The sequence below is a fragment of the Candidatus Seongchinamella marina genome (genome assembly GCF_026262685.1).
In the GTDB taxonomy this organism is placed as follows: Bacteria; Pseudomonadota; Gammaproteobacteria; order Pseudomonadales; family Halieaceae; genus Halioglobus; species Halioglobus marinus.
This window is the reverse complement of sequence record NZ_SHNP01000009.1, coordinates 16,747-34,909: the sequence shown is the minus strand read 5'-3', so window position 1 is coordinate 34,909 and position 18,163 is coordinate 16,747. Positions and strand designations below refer to the sequence as shown.

Below are 18,163 nucleotides of genomic sequence, written 5' to 3'. Positions count from 1 at the left end.
AGAGGCGGGAGCGATAAAAGACAGTGTTGTTCGAGCCCATAACTATCTAGGAATCAAATTCTGTAGCTGCTGCCAGTCATTAGTCCTGACATCGCTGTCATTGCATTCTTCACTGGCGTTGGAAAGTCCTTGCCGCCCGCTTTGAGGGCATTGCTTCCGTGGCGTTCCTCGTCTTCCAACATTTTTTGCAAAATGAGCTGCGACTTGCGGTCGTCCCCGGGAAGTTCCTTGAGGTGATCTTTCAGGTGATTGCACACTCGCTCTTCGGTGGCGGCGACGAAGCCGAGGCTGACGTCGTCACCGAGTGCGCCAGCGATGGCACCCAGCGCGAATGACATGCCATACCAAGCGGGGTTCAGATAGCTGGTGTGGCTATCGAGTTCTCGCAGACGCTGTTCACACCAGACCAGGTGATCAATCTCTTCGTCGGCGGCCTGTTGCATTTCTTCGCGCACTTTCGGCAGGCGTGCGGTCAGCGCCTGGCCCTGGTAAAGCGCCTGGGCACACACTTCTCCGGTATGGTTGACTCGCATCAAGCCGGCCACGTGTTTGCGGTCCGATTCATCCAGCTCGGTATCGGTATGGCCCTCGGCGGGCGAGGGACGGCCTGCCGAATGACCTTGATTGGTGATGGTACGCATCACCGAGTCGGTCTCGCTGATGAATCTGTCGATCAGTGAAAGTCTGCGCTTGCGCATTTTGTAGTGCTCTTTGAACTCAGTCCTGACTATAGCGCGCGATTGCGCGCCAGCCAATGTCCCGGCGCAGGGTCACGCCCTCCCAACTGATCTTGTCCACCCCAAGGTAACAGTCCTTTTGGGCAGCAGCGATGTCATCGCCCAGCGCGGTGACGCACAACACGCGACCGCCGCTGGTCACGATCTTGTCGCCATCTTGCTCGGTTCCTGCGTGAAATACCTTGATATTGTCTGCTTGCGGTGCGGCCAGTCCTTGAATGACAGCGCCTTTGCCGTAGCTTGCGGGATAACCGCCGGCCGCCAATACCACGCCAATGGCGCAACGCTGATCCCAGTGAGCACTGATCGTGTCCAGCTTTTTATCCAGCGCTGACTCACAGAGTGCCACCAGGTCTGATTGCAGGCGAACCATAATGGGCTGGGTTTCCGGGTCGCCAAAACGGCAGTTATATTCAATCACTTTGGGCTCACCCTCGGGTGAAATCATCAAACCCGCGTATAAGAAGCCCGTGTAATCGTTGCCCTCGGCAGCCATTCCGCGCACGGTTGGCATGATCACTTCATCCATAATGCGCTGGTGAATCAGATTATTCACCACCGGAGCCGGCGAGTAGGCGCCCATGCCACCCGTATTGGGGCCGATGTCGCCTTCGCCAATGCGTTTGTGGTCCTGGCTGGTGGCCATGGGAAGAACGTTTGCACCATCGACCATAACGATAAAACTGGCTTCCTCACCTTCGAGGAATTCCTCTATCACTACACGACAGCCGGCGTCGCCAAAGGCATTGCCAGAAAGCATATCGGTGACAGCTTCCTCGGCCTGCTCCAGCGTCTCGGCGACGATTACACCCTTGCCCGCTGCCAGACCATCGGCCTTAACGACAATAGGTGCGCCCTGCTCACGCAGGTAAGCCAGTGCCGGTTCGACCTCAGTGAAATTTGCATAAGCGCCGGTGGGAATCTGGTGGCGAGCGAGAAAGTCCTTGGTGAAGGCTTTTGATCCTTCCAACTGGGCGGCGCCAGCGCTGGGGCCAAAGCAACGCAAATTGCGCTGGGCAAAGTAATCGACGATACCTTCTACGAGGGGAGCTTCCGGGCCAACAATAGTCAGGCCAACCTGATTGTGCTCGGCGAAATCTGCCAGGGCAGGGAAGTCCATGACATCGAGGGCAATATTTTCGATACCGTGTTCGTTGGCGGTACCAGCATTGCCAGGCGCAACATAAATAGTTTCCGCCTTGTCAGACTGGGCGGCTTTCCACGCGAGGGCGTGTTCGCGACCGCCGCTGCCGATAATCAAAACATTCACTTGTGTCTCTCCAGGCCGAGCGATTAGTGGCGGAAGTGGCGCATGCCGGTAAAGACCATGGCCATGCCATGTTCATCCGCCGCGGCGATGATTTCGTCGTCACGAATCGAGCCGCCCGGCTGAATTACCGCCGCAATGCCTCGTTCGCCAGCGGCATCGATGCCATCACGGAACGGGAAGAAAGCGTCTGACGCCATTACCGAGCCCTTCACTGCCAGGCCGGCATGCTCCGCCTTGATGGCAGCAATCCTCGCGGAATTGACCCGGCTCATCTGACCAGCACCCACACCTACCGTCTGGCCATTGTTGGCGTAAATAATCGCGTTGGATTTCACAAATTTGGCCACTTTCCAGGCAAATAGCAGGTCACTCAGTTGCTGCTCTGTCGGCTGGACTTTGCTGACCACGTTCAGGTCTGCCGCACTTACCATGCCCAGGTCGCGGTCCTGCACCAGCAATCCGCCGTTGACTCGTTTGTAGTCCAGCGCCGGACCCTGGGGTGACCACTGGCCGCACTCAAGTAGACGCACGTTTTTCTTTTCTGCCACTGCAGCAGCGGCTTCGGGGCTGACGCTAGGGGCAATGATCACCTCTACGAACTGTTGTTCGCAGATCGCTGCGGCGGTGGCAGCGTCCAGTTCCCGGTTGAAGGCGATAATGCCGCCAAAGGCAGACTCGGTGTCGGTATCGAAAGCCAGCTCGTAGGCTTTGCCGATGTCGCTGGCAATGGCAACGCCACAGGGGTTGGCATGTTTTACGATGACACAAGCGGGCTCGGAGAAGTTTTTAACGCATTCCAGGGCTGCATCGGTGTCTGCCACGTTGTTGTATGACAGTTCCTTACCCTGAATTTGCTTGGCAGTCGCAATGCCAGCTTCAGCAGGCTCTTTTTCCACGTAGAAAGCGGCTTTCTGGTGCGGATTCTCGCCGTAGCGCATCTCCTGCACTTTGTGAAACTGGGAGTTAAAGGTTCGTGCGAAGCTCGCAGAGCCACCGGGGACCAACTTGCCGAAATGGTTGGCAATGGCACCGTCGTAGGCGGCGGTGTGCTCGTAGGCTTTAATTGCGAGGTCGAAGCGGGTCGCCATGCTGGTGGCCCCTTCGTTGGCCTGCATTTCCGCCACGATGGTCGCGTAGTCACTGGCGTTGACGACGATATTGACGAAGCGATGATTCTTGGCCGCTGCCCTGACCATGGTGGGCCCGCCTATATCGATATTCTCAACGGCGTCTTCAAGCGTGCAGTCTGGCTTGGCAACAGTGGCCTCGAAGGGATAGAGGTTGACGACAACCATGTCGATGGCATCGATCCCGTGGTCTGCCATAACCGCATCGTCTTGCCCGCGTCTGGCGAGAATGCCACCGTGCACTTTTGGGTGCAGGGTCTTGACGCGACCATCCATCATTTCCGGGAAACCGGTGTATTGGGAAACCTCGGTAACGTCCAGACCATTTTCCTGCAGCAATTTGTATGTGCCGCCAGTGGAAAGCAGTTCTATACCCATTGCGCGCAGGCTACTGGCGAACTCAACGATCCCGGATTTGTCGGAAACGCTGATCAAGGCTCGTGACACTTTAACCATCTCACTCATGGCCCTAATCCTTGTTGTCAATCAGGTGGTATTGCTTGAGCTTCTTGCGCAAGGTGCCCCGGTTCAGGCCCAGCATGATGGAAGCCTTGGTCTGGTTGTTGCGCGTGTAGGCCATGATCTCCTCCAGTAGAGGGGCTTCCATTTCGGCAAGTACCATCTGGTAAACATCTGTGGATAGCTGGCCATCCAGTTCCGCAAGGTATTTGCGCACGCTGGCGGTCACGGCGTTGCGTAAGTTGGATGCTTCGTTGGTTTGAAGCTGCTCATCGTTGGCGGCAGTGTCGCCTTCTGCTGGCGAGTGGAGGGGTTCAGCCCTGGTCATGCTGCGATTTCCTTATGACGGTCGATATTAAAAAGTCGGGTTATTTGTTGCAGTTGCTCTGCCGGCGTTTGCAGTCCGTTAAAGGCTGCCCGGTGCGAGCGATAGTCGGGCTGGCCCTGTAGGTACCAGCTGACATGTTTGCGAGCGATGCGTACGCCCATGAATTCGCCATAAAAATCATGCAACGCCAGCAGGTGACGTCGAAGAATGGCGAACTGTTTTTCTGGAGTTACCGAAACAATGGTTTCTCCGGAGAGGTGCGCGGCGATCTGGCCGCATAGCCAGGGTTTGCCCTGAGCAGCGCGACCGACCATGACACCTGCAGCGCCGGTGCGGCGGATCACTGCGGCGGCTTTCTCGGGGGTGTCTATGTCGCCATTGGCGAACACTGGGAATTCGGTGGCTGCGACAATAGCGGCAATAGTGTCGTACTCTGCCTCGCCTTCGAATTTGCAGGCCCGGGTGCGGCCATGAACAGCCAATGCTGCAATCCCTGCGTCCTGAGCGATTCGGGCAATATTGATGCCGTTGCGTTCACCGGGGTTGGCGCCGGTGCGAATTTTGAGGGTTACGGGCACATCTACGGACTTGACCACGGTATGCAGAATATCTTTTACCAATGCTTCGTCTGCTAAAAGCGCAGAACCAGCGGCCTTTTTACAGACTTTCTTCGCCGGGCATCCCATGTTGATATCGATGATCTGGGCACCCTGGCTCACGTTGTATTGCGCTGCTGCGGCCAATTCCAGCGGTTCGCTGCCGGCAATTTGTACCGAGCGGGGTTCCACTTCAAAGTCATGAACACTGCGCCAGGCTGTCTTGCGGGAGTCTCTCAGGCGAGGGTTGCTGCTGATCATTTCGGAGACGACCAGCCCAGCACCCATCTCGGCGCACAAGCGGCGAAACGGCAAGTCTGTCACACCTGCCATTGGGGCAAGGGCAACCGGGTTGGCCAGTTTGTAGGGTCCGATTCGCGGCATCAAAAACGCTATGCAAAGCATGGTGTGAAAAAGAGGCGGTATCATACTCCCAAGGCGGTACTCGGGGAAGATTATCTGCACAAAAATTCGCCAGTTTGTGCAGTCGGTCAACATTCCTGTCTGTTCTGCTCAGGGGTGAGTCCGCTATGACCTAACAAGCTGGGGTTTACTTCGCGGTTTCGCCTCTCAGGCATACCCAGCCTTCGTGCTCGCCAGCAATTCGCAAGGAAACCCAGGGGGCATAGTGCTCGATCATGCCAGGTGCCTGGGTATTTAGCAGGCCTGAAAGCATCAGGGTGCCACCCGGTTTGAGGCAGTGCAGCAAAGTGTTTGATAGCTCCATCAATGGACCTGCCAGGATGTTGGCAATGACGGTGTCGGCACGCTGCTGCCAGTGATCGGCATCATATTGTCCAGGTAGCGCGACAGGCAAAACGGCTGAATCAACGCCATTGCGCTGTGCGTTGTCTTTGCTGGCAACCAGCGCTTGCGGGTCGTTGTCTACGCCAAGCGCCTCGCAGGCGCCGAGTTTCAGGGCGGCCACCGCGAGAATGCCAGAGCCGCAGCCATAATCGACGACGACTTGTTGTTCCATATTCATACCATCCAGTTCAGCCAGGCACAGCGCAGTAGTGGGATGGGTGCCAGTGCCGAATGCCAGGCCCGGGTCCAGTAACAAATTAACCGCATCTGGCTCGGGTGGTTCAAGCCAGCTGGGGCAAACCCAAAGGCGCTGGCCAAATTGCATCGGCTGGTAGTGCTTGATCCACTCCCGCTCCCAATCTTTGTCTTCCAGGATTTCGATGCGTTGGTTGCACTGTGCGAGGAACTCCGCCGGGAAATGCGCCAGAGTTGCTTTCATATCTGTGTCAGCGGGATACAGGCCGGTCAGTCGGGTCTGGCCCCACAGAGGAGTCTCACCGACGGCGGGTTCCAGTACTGGCTGATCGGCGTTGTCTTCCAGGGTGACCGCCACTGAGCCGCTGGCGAGCATTAGCTCTTCCAACTGCTCGACTTGTTCTGGGTGGGTGTCCAGTCGAAGCTGAATCCAGCTCATCGGGATATGACCTGGTGGGCCTTGATTGCCAGGCGGAAGGGATTGGAGTCCGGTGACTGAGCTCCAGTACAACGCACAGCAAGCATCAGTCTTCCAGTTTACTCTCTAGGTAGTGGATGCTTACGCCTCCCGTTTGGAATGCACGGTCCCTGGTGAGGTCGCGGTGCAGAGGTGTGTTAGTGCGAATGCCCTCTATCACCAGTTCATCGAGTGCCTGGCGCATGCGAGCCAGGGCAACGTCTCGACTCTCGCCGAAGGTAATCACCTTGGCGATCAGTGAATCGTAAAACGGGGGCACCGTATAACCATCGTAAAGGTGAGAGTCGCAGCGCACTCCCAAGCCCCCGGGTGCGTGGAATGTGGTGACCTTGCCCGGAGACGGCAAAAAGTTTTGAGGATCCTCTGCATTGATCCGGCACTCAAAGGAATGACCGTGAAACTTAATGTCCTCCTGTGTGGCCGACAGTGGCATACCGGCCGCGATACGTAGCTGTTCCTTAACGATATCGAAATTAGTGATCATTTCGGTCACCGGGTGCTCCACTTGCACTCGGGTATTCATTTCGATGAAGTAAAAGCCGCCGTCCTCGTAGAGGAATTCGAAAGTGCCCGCGCCGCGATAGCCGATCTCGATACAGGCGTTGACGCAGGCCTCGGCAACCTGGGCGCGCAGGTCCTCAGGGATACCTGGCGCTGGGGCTTCTTCCAAAACCTTCTGGTGCCGGCGTTGCAGTGAGCAGTCCCGGTCTCCCAGATGAATAGCGTTCCCCTGGCCATCGGCGATAATCTGGACTTCAACGTGTCGGGGTTTCTGCAGGAATTTTTCCAGGTAGACCACATCAGAGCCGAAGGCCGCGGCAGCCTCACTCTTGGTCACTTCAATAGAGCTGATAAGGACTTCTTCGTTGTGCACCACCCGCATGCCTCGACCACCGCCGCCAGCTGCTGCTTTGACGATGATTGGGTAGCCAACACGCAGGGCAATTTCCTTGGTGCGGTCATGGTCATCGGTGAGTGGGCCATCTGAACCGGGCACGGTGGGCACTCCTGCGCGCTTCATCGACTTAATGGCAGAGACTTTGTCGCCCATCAGTCTTATGGTGTCGGCGGTTGGGCCAATGAAGGTAAATCCGCTTTTCTCGACCTGCTCAGCAAAGTCTGCATTTTCTGCTAGAAAGCCGTATCCAGGGTGAATGGCGGTGGTGTCTGTGACCTCTGCGGCTGAAATGATCGCGGGCACATTGAGATAGCTTTCAGTAGAGGAGGGCGGTCCAATGCAAACGGATTCGTCTGCCAGGCGTACGTGCATTAATTCGGCGTCAGCGGAAGAGTGTACCGCCACGGTCTTGATATCCAGTTCCTTGCAGGCGCGCAGTATGCGCAGGGCGATCTCACCGCGATTGGCGATCAGTACCTTGTCCAGTATGGGCATTTGTTGATCCTCGAGGGCCGCAGCCTTAAACGATGGAGAACAGGGGCTGGTCGAATTCCACCGGCTCGCCGTTTTCCACCATGATGGCTTCGATGGTGCCGGCCTTGTCTGCTTCGATCTGGTTCATCATTTTCATCGCTTCAACGATGCAGATCACATCGCCTACTTTTACGGTCTGTCCCACTTCGGCAAAAGAGGGTGAAGTGGGCGCAGGAGACCGATAGAAGGTGCCCACCATGGGAGACTTGACGACATGCCCGCTGGTGGCAGGGGCACTGTCGGCGCTGGCGGCAACAGGAGCTGCCGCGGCTGCGGGCGCAACGGGCGCCGCCACCGGAGGTGCCGCGTACATGGGCGCCTGCGCGGGCATCATATTTTGGTTGCCATTGCGACTGATACGGACGGATTCTTCGCCCTCTTTAATCTCAATTTCACCAATGTTTGACTCTTCCAGGAGTTCGATCAGCTTTTTAACCTTGCGAATATCCATATTGATATCTCTTCGTTAGTTGTCAGGATTGTTCCAGGTGGCGTAGTGCTGCCTGCAGCCCAAGTTCGTAGCCCTGTGGACCCAGTCCACAAATCACTCCCTGGGCGAGATCAGAAAAATAAGAATGCTGGCGAAACTCTTCTCGCGCATGCACATTGGAAAGGTGAATCTCAATAAATGGAATTTCAACGGCGGCTAGTGCATCCCTGAGGGCTACACTAGTGTGGGTAAAAGCAGCCGGATTGATCAGGATGAAGTTAACGCCCTCGTGTCGGGCGTCTTGCACGCGCTCTACCAGTTCATACTCAGCGTTACTCTGCACGCAAAGCAGGTGATGGCCCTTGTCTTTGGCCAGTTGCTGCAACTGTTGGTTGATATCGTTAAGCGTGGTTCTGCCGTAGATCTCAGGCTCGCGCTCGCCCAGCAGGTTCAGGTTGGGGCCGTGCAATACGAGAATGGTCGCCATATGGCTGAACTCCTGGGGGGCCGAGCATTATTTTTGTTAAGTTTGGCCCAATCAGCGCGTACTGTCTACCGACTCTGGTATTTTTTGGTATTTTGGCAGCATTTAGCAGCTTAATTGCAGAAGTTAGCCTTTTTTACGAAGTTGTCGCTATCTCCGTGGCGTTTTTGTATTGATAAGCCACGTTTTCGGAAATTCGTTGATTTAGGGTCTATCGTCGGCAAAGTTGCGCGCAACTAGCGTATTTTTAATAGAAACAGCCTCAAGCGCCTCGAGGACCGTGTCATTGGTTAGAATTTGCGGCAGTAAGAGCGGTTTTGCTGCCGGGTCGGCCGGGTACATGAGATATAAAGGGATACCGGTACGGCCATGCCCGCTGATGAACCTGGCGATATCTTCGTCGTAATTGGTCCAATCTGCCACCATGTAGACGACACCATGCTCTTCAAAGGCCGCCGTCATAGTGTCGGTGAGTAATACTGCGCTTTCGTTAGCGAGGCAGGTGATACACCAGTCTGCGGTGACATCGACGAAGACGGGTTTGCCATCGCGGCGCAAGGTATCCAGTGTCTGCTCCGACCAGGTCAGTTTACCTTTGGCAAGCGACGCGCCGGCCATTCCGTTTTGGTCCAGTCCTCTCCAGCTGGCAAGGCTTAGCGCTAGTAGCGCGCACAAGACTGCCAGTCCGCGTTTCCATCCACCGAGGCCCCAAAGCCACATTGCCATGCTCAGAACCAGGGCACCGGCAAGTACCGCTGCCATCGTATTGACGCCGGTTTGCCTGCCCGCTACCCACAGCAGCCAGATTGCAGCGCCATAGAGCGGGAAGGCCAAAAATTGTTTGAGCGTCTCCATCCAGGCGCCGGGTTTGGGCATCAAGCCCCGCGCACCGCCGCTGTAACTGAACAGTAACAGAGGCGCTGCCATCCCAAGGCCCAGCGCTGCGAATACCGAAAGACCGATTGCTGCCGGTTGAGTGATGGCAAAACCAAGAGCGGTCCCCATAAAGGGCGCTGTGCAAGGACTGGCAACTACCACTGCCAGCACTCCGGTAAAGAAGCTGCCAGGCAGACCGTTGCGCTGCGCCAGACCGCTGCCTATGTTCATCAGGTTCCCACCCAGTTGCACCAGCCCGGACAGGGATAAGCCCATCACCAGAAACAGGTAGGCGAGGGCAATGACGAATCCGGGTGACTGCAGCTGAAATCCCCAGCCCACTGCTTTGCCCGCTTGCTGCAAGCTAATTAAGACTGCTGCAATCGCAACGAAGCTCAGCACCACGCCAGCGGTGTAAACCCAGCTATGCAGGTGGCGATCGTGATCGGTGCTGCGGGCGAAGCTGAGTACCTTCAAGGATAAAATCGGGAATACGCAGGGCATCAGGTTGAGAATAGCGCCGCCCAAAAAGGCCAGCAGCAGCATGTAGGGCAGGGAGCCCAGGTCCGTTGGCTGCTCTCGGACTGCGGGAACCTTTTTGCGCGCAGTGGGCGCGGCGATTTCGGTAACGGTTCCGCTGGGGGTCAGCGTAAAATGCTGGGTTTTGGGGGGATAGCAAAGACCCGCGTCCGCGCAGCCCTGAAAAGTGATCGCAAGCTGTGCGGGCTTCTCTAGCGGTTGCTCGCTCAGCAGCTGTACATCGGCATTGTTGTAGTAAACGCTGACATCACCGAAGTACTCATCATTGCGCTCCAGCGCCGGTGGGAAATCAGCGCTAACGCTGGCGGGGCTGCCGTCAATCTCCAATTTGAATTTGAAGGCGTGCTGGTACAGGTAGTAGCTGTCGGCTATTTGCCAGTAAAGACGTACATTCTGGGTATCCTCAACAGCGACCTCCAGTTGATAGGCCTCCTCAACGGGGAGAAACTCCGGGGCAGCATCGCCGCCAAGCAGCTGTGCCGAAGAGGAGCCCAAGGTCTGGCCAAGGGACAGGCTAGCGGTGAAAACGAGTAGTGCAGCGAGCAATGCGCGCATGTCTATCCTTATTGAATTGAAGTGACCGGTTGCGAAGTCTACCAGTGTTAGCCTTATCTCCCAATCCACTGCCCTGGCTGTACCGGCAGTGTTATAATGTATGACGCCGTTGCCTGGCGATAGTTTCCTCCGGAGTAATTCGTGTTTTTATCTCGTACCTTGTTAATTCCCGTTCTCGGTCTTTGCTCTGCTGTAGCGCTAGCCAGCGAGCCGGCGGTGACGCTGGCTGATGCCTGGATTCGGGCCTTGCCGCCGACTCAACCAGTGACCGCGGCGTATGTGGCTATCACTAATTCGGGCGCGATCCCGATTACGTTGACGGGGGCCGATATTGATGGCGTGGGTCGGGTAGAGATTCATACCACCCGGGAAGTAGATGGGCTCGTCAGGATGGAGCAATTGACCACATTGACGATAGAACCGGGCGAGACCCAGGCTCTGGCCCCGGGCGGAGCGCATTTCATGTTGTTTGACCTGGCTGCGATGCCACGAGCAGGCGACTATCAGCAGATGTGTTTGAACTTTCAGGACGGTGGCAAGGTCTGTACTGAATCGGCGGTGCGCAAAAGCGCTGCTGAGGGCCGGCATGATCACCATCAACACCACTAATAAGGCGAACCACGGATGAATGAAGTACAAGAAACCCTGGCTGACTGGCGCGATAGCCTGATTGATTTCTTTCCAGATGCCAGGCCCGTGCGCTGGGCCTTGCTAGCGCTGGTCGCCTATCTCTTAATTGCAATTATCGTTGGCATGATCTGGAGTTTGCCCCCGGATCATTTTGACCCCAGTGAGAAGGCCGCCGAATATGCTGCTCAGGACGGTGGTGAAGTGGTGACCGGCTCGACCACCACTGCGGCCTTGATGGGAGTGATGGAAACGCTGCTTGAAAAACCCGGCGGCTACCTGCACAACGACCGCTTCCCTCCCGGCATCTGGTTGGACAATATGCCCAACTGGGAATACGGCGCTCTGGTTCAGGTGCGGGATTTGTCCCGGGCCATGAGGGAGGTGTTTAGTCGTTCACAGTCCCAGTCTACCGAAGACAAGGATCTGGCTATGGCAGAACCTCGTTACCACTTCGACTCTGGCAGCTGGATCCTGCCCTCTTCTGAGTCCGAGTACCGTCAGGCTCAGGACTATACTCGCGGCTATTTTCGTCGCCTGTCTGATTCGACTCAGGCAGAAGCGCAGTTTTTTGCCCGGGCTGACAATCTCCGCTATTGGTTGTCGACGGTGAACACGCGCCTGGGTTCCCTGTCCCAGCGTCTTTCAGCGAGCGTAGGCCAGCGCCGCATCAATACCGACCTGGCAGGAGATGCGGGAGCCAGTCAGTCAACCGCAGCGCCCCGCGAGATGGAGGTAAAAACACCCTGGTTGGAGATTGATGATGTGTTTTACGAGGCGCGCGGCACCACCTGGGCATTAATCCACTTTCTCAAAGCGCTGGAGGTGGATTTCGCGGACGTATTAGCGAAGAAGAATGCGCGGGTCAGCTTGCAGCAAATCATTCGTGAACTGGAAGCCTCTCAGGAAACCCTGTGGAGCCCGCTTATTCTCAATGGTACTGGCTTTGGCCTGGTTGCAAACCATTCCCTGGTGATGGCTTCCTATATCAGCCGGGCGAATGCCGCGATTATTGATTTGCGAGACCTTTTACTCCAGGGTTGAGAATCAGTCCTGGAAATAACGCAGGCGGGTGCCGGTATCCAGAGAGAGGCGAATCTCGGTTGCTGACAGCTCTTTGGGGAAGTAGGTGCCGGAGAGCTTAGCGTCCAGCAGGCTTGCACCTTCCAGATTGGTATGGCGAAAATCAATACCGCTGAGATCTGCATTGCGAAAATACGAGTTGCTGAAGTCAAGCCCGACGGCATTCATATTGCGCAGGTCACGACCACGGTAATCGCCACTTTTCAGGTCGCTATTGTCCAGGGTATCCCGCTGCTCATTGAAACTCTTGATATCCTCGTTCCGCAATAACTGATAAAGAGGATCGGGTTTGATAACGGGCTTGTTCATGCGAGTACCTTTTGAAGAAAACCCCGGTTGGGGGGCATAGCTTAAATTTAACGGTGGGTGATGACAAGAGAGTCGCTTTGACAGCACAAACTTTTACCGGCTTCCTGCTCACGCGACACTGGCGTGACGGTCCTGGTGGCATTGAGCTTGAGTATTGGTTTGCCACGGACCAGGGGCCACTGTGCGCGCTGGTGCATTCCGAGCAGAGTGTTTTTTTTCTATCAGTGGCAGAAGCCGAGCGCGCGAAGGTGTTGGTTGGCGCTGTGTCGGGAGTGGAGTTTCGTGAGTTAAAGCTGCGCAACTTTGCCTTACAGCCTGTGGTGGGCGTCTACTGTCACAGTTACCGTCAGTCAAGGCGGCTGGCCGATCGATTGCAAGAGGCAGGTCTGGATCCACTAGAGGCCGACGTTAATCCGGCAGACCGGTTCCTGATCGAGCGCTTTATTGCAGGCGGGGCCGAAATTCTGGGAGTCCCTGTTGATCGCGGGGGATATCTGCGCCTGGATAATCCATCGATTCGCAGCGCTCAATATCAACCGAAACTCAAAGTGGTCTCTTTTGATATCGAAACTGCCATGTCCGGGGTGCAGCTTTTTTCCATTGCAGTGCACGGTGTTTTTGGCGATGAGCAAGCGCGAAAAGTGTTCATGTTGGGCGAGGGGGCGGAGCAGGATTACGTGCAGACCTGCTCCAGCCAGGAGACGCTGCTGCAGGCCTTTCTCGATTGGCTTGAGACCTATGATCCTGATGTATTGATCGGCTGGAATGTTATCAATTTTGACTGCTGGTACCTGCAACGGGTCGCGGATCACCTGAGCCGAAGGCTTCTTTTGGGCCGAGACCGGCGACCAGCGCACTGGCGCAACCTGGATGATGATGGTGAGCGCAAGGTGATACAGTGCCCGGGCAGGCTGGTGCTTGATGGCATCGATATGCTGCGGGCCGCTTTTTACAGTTTCGAGAGTTTTGCCCTGAACAACGTCGCTCATGAGTTGTTGGGCGAAGGTAAGTTGATCCATGGGTCGGACCGGGGCGAGGAGATCGGGCGCCAGTTTCGGGAGGACAAAAGCTCACTCGCGGCTTATAACCTGCAAGACTGTGAGCTCGTCTCGCGTATTTTTCAGGTCACGTCGATGATGGACTTCGCAATAGCTCGAACGGCGATGACGGGGTTGAACATGGATCGAATGGGCGGGTCAGTCGCTTCTTTTGACAACCTTTACCTGCCGCGGTTGCACCGTGCCGGGTACGTGGCACCCAACGCCAGCGAAGACCATACCGCCAGTCCCGGAGGATGGGTGCTGGATTCTACCCCCGGTATTTATGAGCACGTGTTAGTGCTGGATTTCAAGAGCCTTTATCCCAGCATTATCCGCACTTTTGGTATCGATCCACTGGGACTGGCTCTGGGTGTTTCTGCAGAGCTGGATGAGGAGGCCACCGTGCCTGGTTTTCTGGAAGCACGCTTTGCTCGTGAGGGACATATTCTGCCGCAACTGATTCAGCAGCTTTGGCAGCAGCGTGACGAGGCCAAGCGTGTGGGAGATGCGCCACTGTCGCAGGCTATCAAGATCATTATGAATAGTTTTTACGGTGTATTGGGTACGCCGGGATGCCGCTTTTTCGATGCTCGGCTGGCGAGTTCTATTACTCGCCGTGGCCATCAAATATTGCAGCGCACCCGCGACTATATTGAGGAAGCGGGCCAACGGGTTATTTACGGCGACACAGACTCGGTTTTCGTATGGATTCACGAGGCAGACTCAAACGAGGCGGCGGTGTCAGCAGGAAAAGCATTGGAGCGGGATTTGAATCGTTGGTGGAGTGAGCAGATAGCCAATGAATTCGCTCTGGATAGTGCGCTGGAGCTCGAATTTGAAACGCATTACAAGCGCTTTCTTATGCCCACCATAAGAGGCTCTGAAAAAGGCAGTAAGAAGCGTTATGCCGGCGTGGTATCGGCCGCGAGTGGCGACCAGTTGGTGTTTAAAGGACTGGAGAATGTGCGCACAGATTGGACCCGTTTGGCCCGGGACTTCCAGGAAGAACTTTATCGCCGGGTGTTTTATGACGAGCCGTTCGAGGATTATGTTAAGCAGGTGACTGCCCAGTTACGAGCGGGGGAATGCGATTCACAGCTGGTTTATCGCAAGCGCTTGCGACGCAAACTCGATGAGTACGAGCGTAATGTGCCACCCCACGTGCAGGCGGCGAGGTTGTATGAAGAGCGGGGCCTGCAGGCCCCCACTCGAGGCGGTTGGGTGGAGTACGTGATAACCACAGCGGGTGCTGAACCCGCTCAAAGTTCAAAAGCATCGCTGGATTATGAGCAATACGTGGAGCGTCAGCTACAGCCTGTAGCTGACGGTATCCTGAGCTTTGTGGGGCTAAGCTATCGCGGCCTGGTGGATAAGCAAATTGATCTTTTCTGAGCGGATGACCGCGTGTTGAATCAGTCGCCGAAAAACTCTTTTCGCAGTGCAGGATAATCAGCTGCAGGCAGCCGCGGGCCATAATTAGCTACTATTTTTCCCGCTGCCAGGCTGGCGAAGCGGCCTGCTGTGGGGAAATCTTCGCCGCGGGTAATCGCATAAAGGAAGGCCCCGGCAAACATATCGCCAGCACCGTTACTGTCCACCGCGTGTACTTTGTGTGGTGGCACTTCTACCAGTGCTTCGCCATCGAAGGTCACAGCCCCTTCGCTTCCCAGAGTGATGACGAAAGTATCTGCGACCAGCTTTAGTTTCTCGATGGCTGCCTCAAGGTTGTCTGTCTGGCCCCAGCCCAGCGCTTCTGCCTTGTTACAAAATGCCAGATTGACGCGATCGCCAACCATCTCTTCCATGCCCTCGCGAAAAAATTCAACCATTCCTGGGTCAGAAAAGCTGATAGACGTTTTCACTCCGGCCTCTTCTGCAATTGATTTAGCTTTGATCGCTGCGGCCCTGCCCGTAGGAGAGGTCACCAGGTAGCCTTCTATGTAAAGGTATTCTGATTGAGTAATCGCGCCGGGGACCAATTGTTCTTCGGACAAGGTCTCACTAATTGACAGGTTAGTGTTCATGCTGCGTTCGGCGTCAGGGGAAATAAGGACCAGGCATTTCCCGGTGGTGCCTTCTTCGCGTTCGCCGGTCAGGCAGTGGTCTACGCCAGCCGCTTCCATATCGGCGATGTAAATATCACCGTCTGAGTCGTTGGCCACTTTGCAGGACATGAAGGTTGGGCCGCCAAATTGTGCTGCCGCAATCATTGAGTTGCCCGCGCTGCCGCCACTGGCGTGGCTGGCTTTCACCAGGTGGCCTTCAAGATGACTCAGTAATTCAGCCTGGCGGTCAGCATCGACCAGGGTCATCATGCCTTTTTCGACGTTCATCTGGCTTAGCTCGGTGTCCTGCACCTTGATTTCGGTATCCACTAGCGCTGCGCCGATGCCGTATGCGACGTACTTTTTCATGTATTTGGTCCTGTATAAGATCAGCCGGCTATTATCCGGAAAAACGTGCGGGTTGAAAGCTCTTTAATGCTTTGCGTCAACGACCGGGAAAACAATTAACGAAGTGCGTTACACTCGCGCGCTATGAGAAAAACTCGTCACCTCCTGTTCAAGCTCCTCATGGTGTTCCTGGTTATTGCTACGGGGTATCTGGTTTATCTTGATGCCCGCATCACCACGACCTTTACCGATAAAATGTGGGAACTGCCCGCCAAGGTGTTTGCAAGGCCTCTGGAATTGTACTCAGGTGCCGAATTAAGCCCCGATGATCTGGCTTACGAACTGGAGGTGCTTGGCTATCGCAAGGTTAGCCATACTCGCAACCCAGGGCAGGTGGCCCGCAACCGCGGGCGTTTTGAAATTTACACCCGGGGCTTCGATTTTCCAGGAGAGCGCGAGCCGGCTCGGCGGGTGATTGTGGAACTGGGTGCTACTCGGGTGCAATCTGTTAGCGAGAGCGGCAGCGGTGTCGACCTGATGCGCCTGGATCCTGCGCAAATAGGTGGCATCTACCCCTCCCACGGTGAAGACCGCATGTTGGTGCGCCTTGAGGATGTGCCTGACACCCTGTGGCAGGCCTTGATGGCGGTGGAAGACCAGCGCTTTTACCAGCACTGGGGTTTTTCGATTACCGGTATTGCCAGGGCGGCATACAGTAACCTGGTTTCAGGCCGGGTGGTTGCCGGCGGGAGTACCATTACTCAGCAATTAGTGAAGAACTATTATCTGACACCTGAGCGCACCATCGTGCGCAAACTCAACGAAGTGTTGATGGCCGTTTTGCTAGAGCTGCATTACGACAAAGACCAGATTCTGGAGAGCTATCTCAATGAAGTTTATCTGGGTCAGGAAGGGCCGCGGGCTATTCACGGTTTTGCCCTGGCCGCGCGACACTACTTTGATACCCCGTTGGATCAGCTGGGATTGCACCAGCAGGCCCTGCTGGTAGGCATGATCAAAGGACCATCGCTTTACAATCCGCAACGAAATCCCCAGCGAGCAATAGAACGGCGCAACGTGGTGCTGAATCTTATGGTGGAGCAGGAGGTGATTTCCCAGGAGCATGCAATGGTTGCCGGGGCGATGCCCCTTGGCCTGAATACCGCCCCTAAAATTCGCGATACCTTTCCAGCATACCTGGATCTGGTGCGACGACAGTTGCGGCAGGATTATCGAGAGGAAGACCTGACCTCTGAGGGGCTAGGGATTCTGACTGCTTTTGATCCGCTGTTGCAGCATCAGCTGGAGCGCAGCACCAGCGCGGTGATGAACCAGTTAGATAAGGGCGGGGAACTTGAGAGCGCCTCCATTGTGACTCGTTTTGACAGCGGGGAAGTCGCCGCTCTGGTGGGTGGGCGCAAGGTCAGCTATGCCGGTTTTAATCGCGCATTGGATGCCCGCAGGCCAGCCGGGTCGTTGCTCAAGCCAGCGGTTTACCTGGCAGCATTGGAACAGCCCGAGCGATATTCCCTGGCTTCTGTAATCGCGGACACTGAGTTGTCGATATCCCAGCCCAGTGGCGAGCCCTGGCAGCCGCGAAATTTCGACCGCGTCGCTCATGGGGAGGTACTGCTGTTTAAGGCGCTGTCCAAATCTTACAATCTGGCCACTGCCCGGTTGGGTATGGACCTGGGCATTGATGCCGTAGTTGATATGCTGCGCCGGCTAGGCATTGAACATTATATTCCTGAAGTGCCGGCCTTGACCTTGGGTGCAGGGGAATACTCACCGTTTGATATGGCGACTATGTACCAGACCATTGCTTCTGGTGGCTATCGTACACCGCTGAAGACCATTCGAACGGTGCTGGACGCACGCGGTGAAATCGATACCCGCTATGAGCTCACCTACGATCGCGAAGTTAGTCTGCAGGCGGTTTATCTGCTGCAATACGCCCTGATCGATGTGATGCGCAACGGCACAGGAAGAGGCGCTTACCGATCTGTGCCTGACACCCTGACGCTTGCAGGCAAAACGGGCACCACTAATAATGGGCGCGATTCCTGGTTTGCCGGCTTCTCCGGAGACCTGCTGACGGTAAGTTGGGTTGGTCGTGATGACAATGGCGGTACCGGCCTGACTGGAAGTAGCGGGGCCCTGAAGGTTTGGTCGCACTTTATGGGAGCAGCCAGCAAACGCTCGCTGGCCTATAACATGCCGGAAGGTCTGGCGGTTCAGACTATCGATACCAGCAATGGCTATCTGACTGGAAAAGGCTGCCCCAACGCGCAGAGCATGCCGTTTATGGAGGGGTCACAGCCCAGACGCAACACCAACTGTTCGCCCAAGAAGAGCGGCATTCGCGATTGGTTCCAGTCGCTTTTTGGTCACTAGTCA

The 18,163-nt window shown here is 55.9% G+C and carries 16 protein-coding genes; 4 read left to right on the top strand and 12 right to left on the bottom strand.

Annotated features, from left to right (window positions below):
* Positions 1-53: 53 nt before the first annotated feature.
* The 10 genes from coq7 to EYC87_RS18395 all read right to left on the bottom strand — a co-directional run bounded on the left by coq7 (position 54) and on the right by EYC87_RS18395 (position 10,314).
* A complete protein-coding gene (gene coq7 / locus EYC87_RS18440) occupies positions 54-698 on the bottom strand; it encodes a 2-polyprenyl-3-methyl-6-methoxy-1,4-benzoquinone monooxygenase (RefSeq protein WP_279254193.1) in 645 nt (214 codons plus the stop codon).
* A gap of 19 nt (positions 699-717) precedes the next feature.
* Positions 718-2,007 (bottom strand): phosphoribosylamine--glycine ligase, encoded by a 1,290-nt coding sequence (purD, locus tag EYC87_RS18435; RefSeq protein WP_279254192.1) that lies wholly within the window; start codon positions 2,005-2,007, stop codon positions 718-720.
* 23 nt (positions 2,008-2,030) lie between these two features.
* The gene (gene purH, locus EYC87_RS18430; RefSeq protein WP_007228266.1) at positions 2,031-3,599 is read right to left on the bottom strand and encodes a bifunctional phosphoribosylaminoimidazolecarboxamide formyltransferase/IMP cyclohydrolase; all 1,569 of its coding nucleotides are present in this window, start codon (positions 3,597-3,599) and stop codon (positions 2,031-2,033) included.
* Positions 3,600-3,603: 4 nt separating this feature from the next.
* On the bottom strand, positions 3,604-3,921 hold the full coding sequence (fis, locus tag EYC87_RS18425; protein WP_279254191.1) for a DNA-binding transcriptional regulator Fis: 318 nt from the start codon (positions 3,919-3,921) through the stop codon (positions 3,604-3,606).
* Positions 3,918-4,901, bottom strand: coding sequence for a tRNA dihydrouridine synthase DusB (gene dusB, locus EYC87_RS18420; RefSeq protein ID WP_279254190.1), 984 nt, complete (start codon positions 4,899-4,901; stop codon positions 3,918-3,920). The genes fis and dusB overlap by 4 nt, the downstream gene beginning before the upstream one ends.
* 166 nt (positions 4,902-5,067) lie before the next feature.
* Positions 5,068-5,958, bottom strand: coding sequence for a 50S ribosomal protein L11 methyltransferase (prmA, locus tag EYC87_RS18415; protein WP_279254189.1), 891 nt, complete (start codon positions 5,956-5,958; stop codon positions 5,068-5,070).
* A gap of 85 nt (positions 5,959-6,043) precedes the next feature.
* Positions 6,044-7,384 carry an acetyl-CoA carboxylase biotin carboxylase subunit gene (gene accC, locus EYC87_RS18410; protein WP_279254232.1) on the bottom strand — a complete coding sequence of 447 codons (1,341 nt, stop codon included), beginning with the start codon at positions 7,382-7,384 and terminating at the stop codon, positions 6,044-6,046.
* Positions 7,385-7,415: 31 nt separating this feature from the next.
* Complete coding sequence (gene accB, locus EYC87_RS18405) at positions 7,416-7,880, bottom strand: acetyl-CoA carboxylase biotin carboxyl carrier protein (RefSeq protein WP_007228145.1); 465 nt, start codon at positions 7,878-7,880, stop codon at positions 7,416-7,418.
* Positions 7,881-7,902: 22 nt separating this feature from the next.
* A complete protein-coding gene (aroQ, locus tag EYC87_RS18400) occupies positions 7,903-8,346 on the bottom strand; it encodes a type II 3-dehydroquinate dehydratase (protein WP_007228280.1) in 444 nt (147 codons plus the stop codon).
* 201 nt (positions 8,347-8,547) lie between these two features.
* Positions 8,548-10,314 (bottom strand): protein-disulfide reductase DsbD family protein, encoded by a 1,767-nt coding sequence (locus EYC87_RS18395; RefSeq protein ID WP_279254188.1) that lies wholly within the window; start codon positions 10,312-10,314, stop codon positions 8,548-8,550.
* Between the two features lie 141 nt (positions 10,315-10,455).
* Between EYC87_RS18395 and EYC87_RS18390 the strand changes: the two genes are divergently transcribed.
* Both EYC87_RS18390 and EYC87_RS18385 read left to right on the top strand, forming a co-directional pair.
* Positions 10,456-10,923, top strand: coding sequence for a copper chaperone PCu(A)C (locus EYC87_RS18390; RefSeq protein WP_279254187.1), 468 nt, complete (start codon positions 10,456-10,458; stop codon positions 10,921-10,923).
* 15 nt (positions 10,924-10,938) lie between these two features.
* Positions 10,939-11,985, top strand: a complete 1,047-nt coding sequence (locus EYC87_RS18385) for a DUF2333 family protein (protein ID WP_279254186.1) — start codon at positions 10,939-10,941, stop codon at positions 11,983-11,985.
* Between the two features lie 3 nt (positions 11,986-11,988).
* Here the strand turns inward: EYC87_RS18385 and EYC87_RS18380 are convergent, their stop codons facing one another.
* Positions 11,989-12,333, bottom strand: a complete 345-nt coding sequence (locus EYC87_RS18380) for a pentapeptide repeat-containing protein (RefSeq protein WP_007228273.1) — start codon at positions 12,331-12,333, stop codon at positions 11,989-11,991.
* A 77-nt stretch (positions 12,334-12,410) separates the two neighbouring features.
* Here EYC87_RS18380 and EYC87_RS18375 point away from each other — a divergent pair, with 77 nt between their 5' ends.
* Entirely contained in the window at positions 12,411-14,765 is a 2,355-nt protein-coding gene (locus EYC87_RS18375) for a DNA polymerase II (RefSeq protein ID WP_279254185.1), read from the top strand.
* 20 nt (positions 14,766-14,785) lie between these two features.
* Here EYC87_RS18375 and EYC87_RS18370 read toward each other — a convergent pair whose 3' ends face one another.
* A complete protein-coding gene (locus EYC87_RS18370; RefSeq protein ID WP_279254184.1) occupies positions 14,786-15,787 on the bottom strand; it encodes an adenosine kinase in 1,002 nt (333 codons plus the stop codon).
* Positions 15,788-15,910: 123 nt separating this feature from the next.
* On the opposite strand from EYC87_RS18370, the gene mrcB reads away from it, so the two are divergent.
* Positions 15,911-18,160, top strand: a complete 2,250-nt coding sequence (gene mrcB / locus EYC87_RS18365) for a penicillin-binding protein 1B (protein WP_279254183.1) — start codon at positions 15,911-15,913, stop codon at positions 18,158-18,160.
* Positions 18,161-18,163 lie beyond the last annotated feature (3 nt).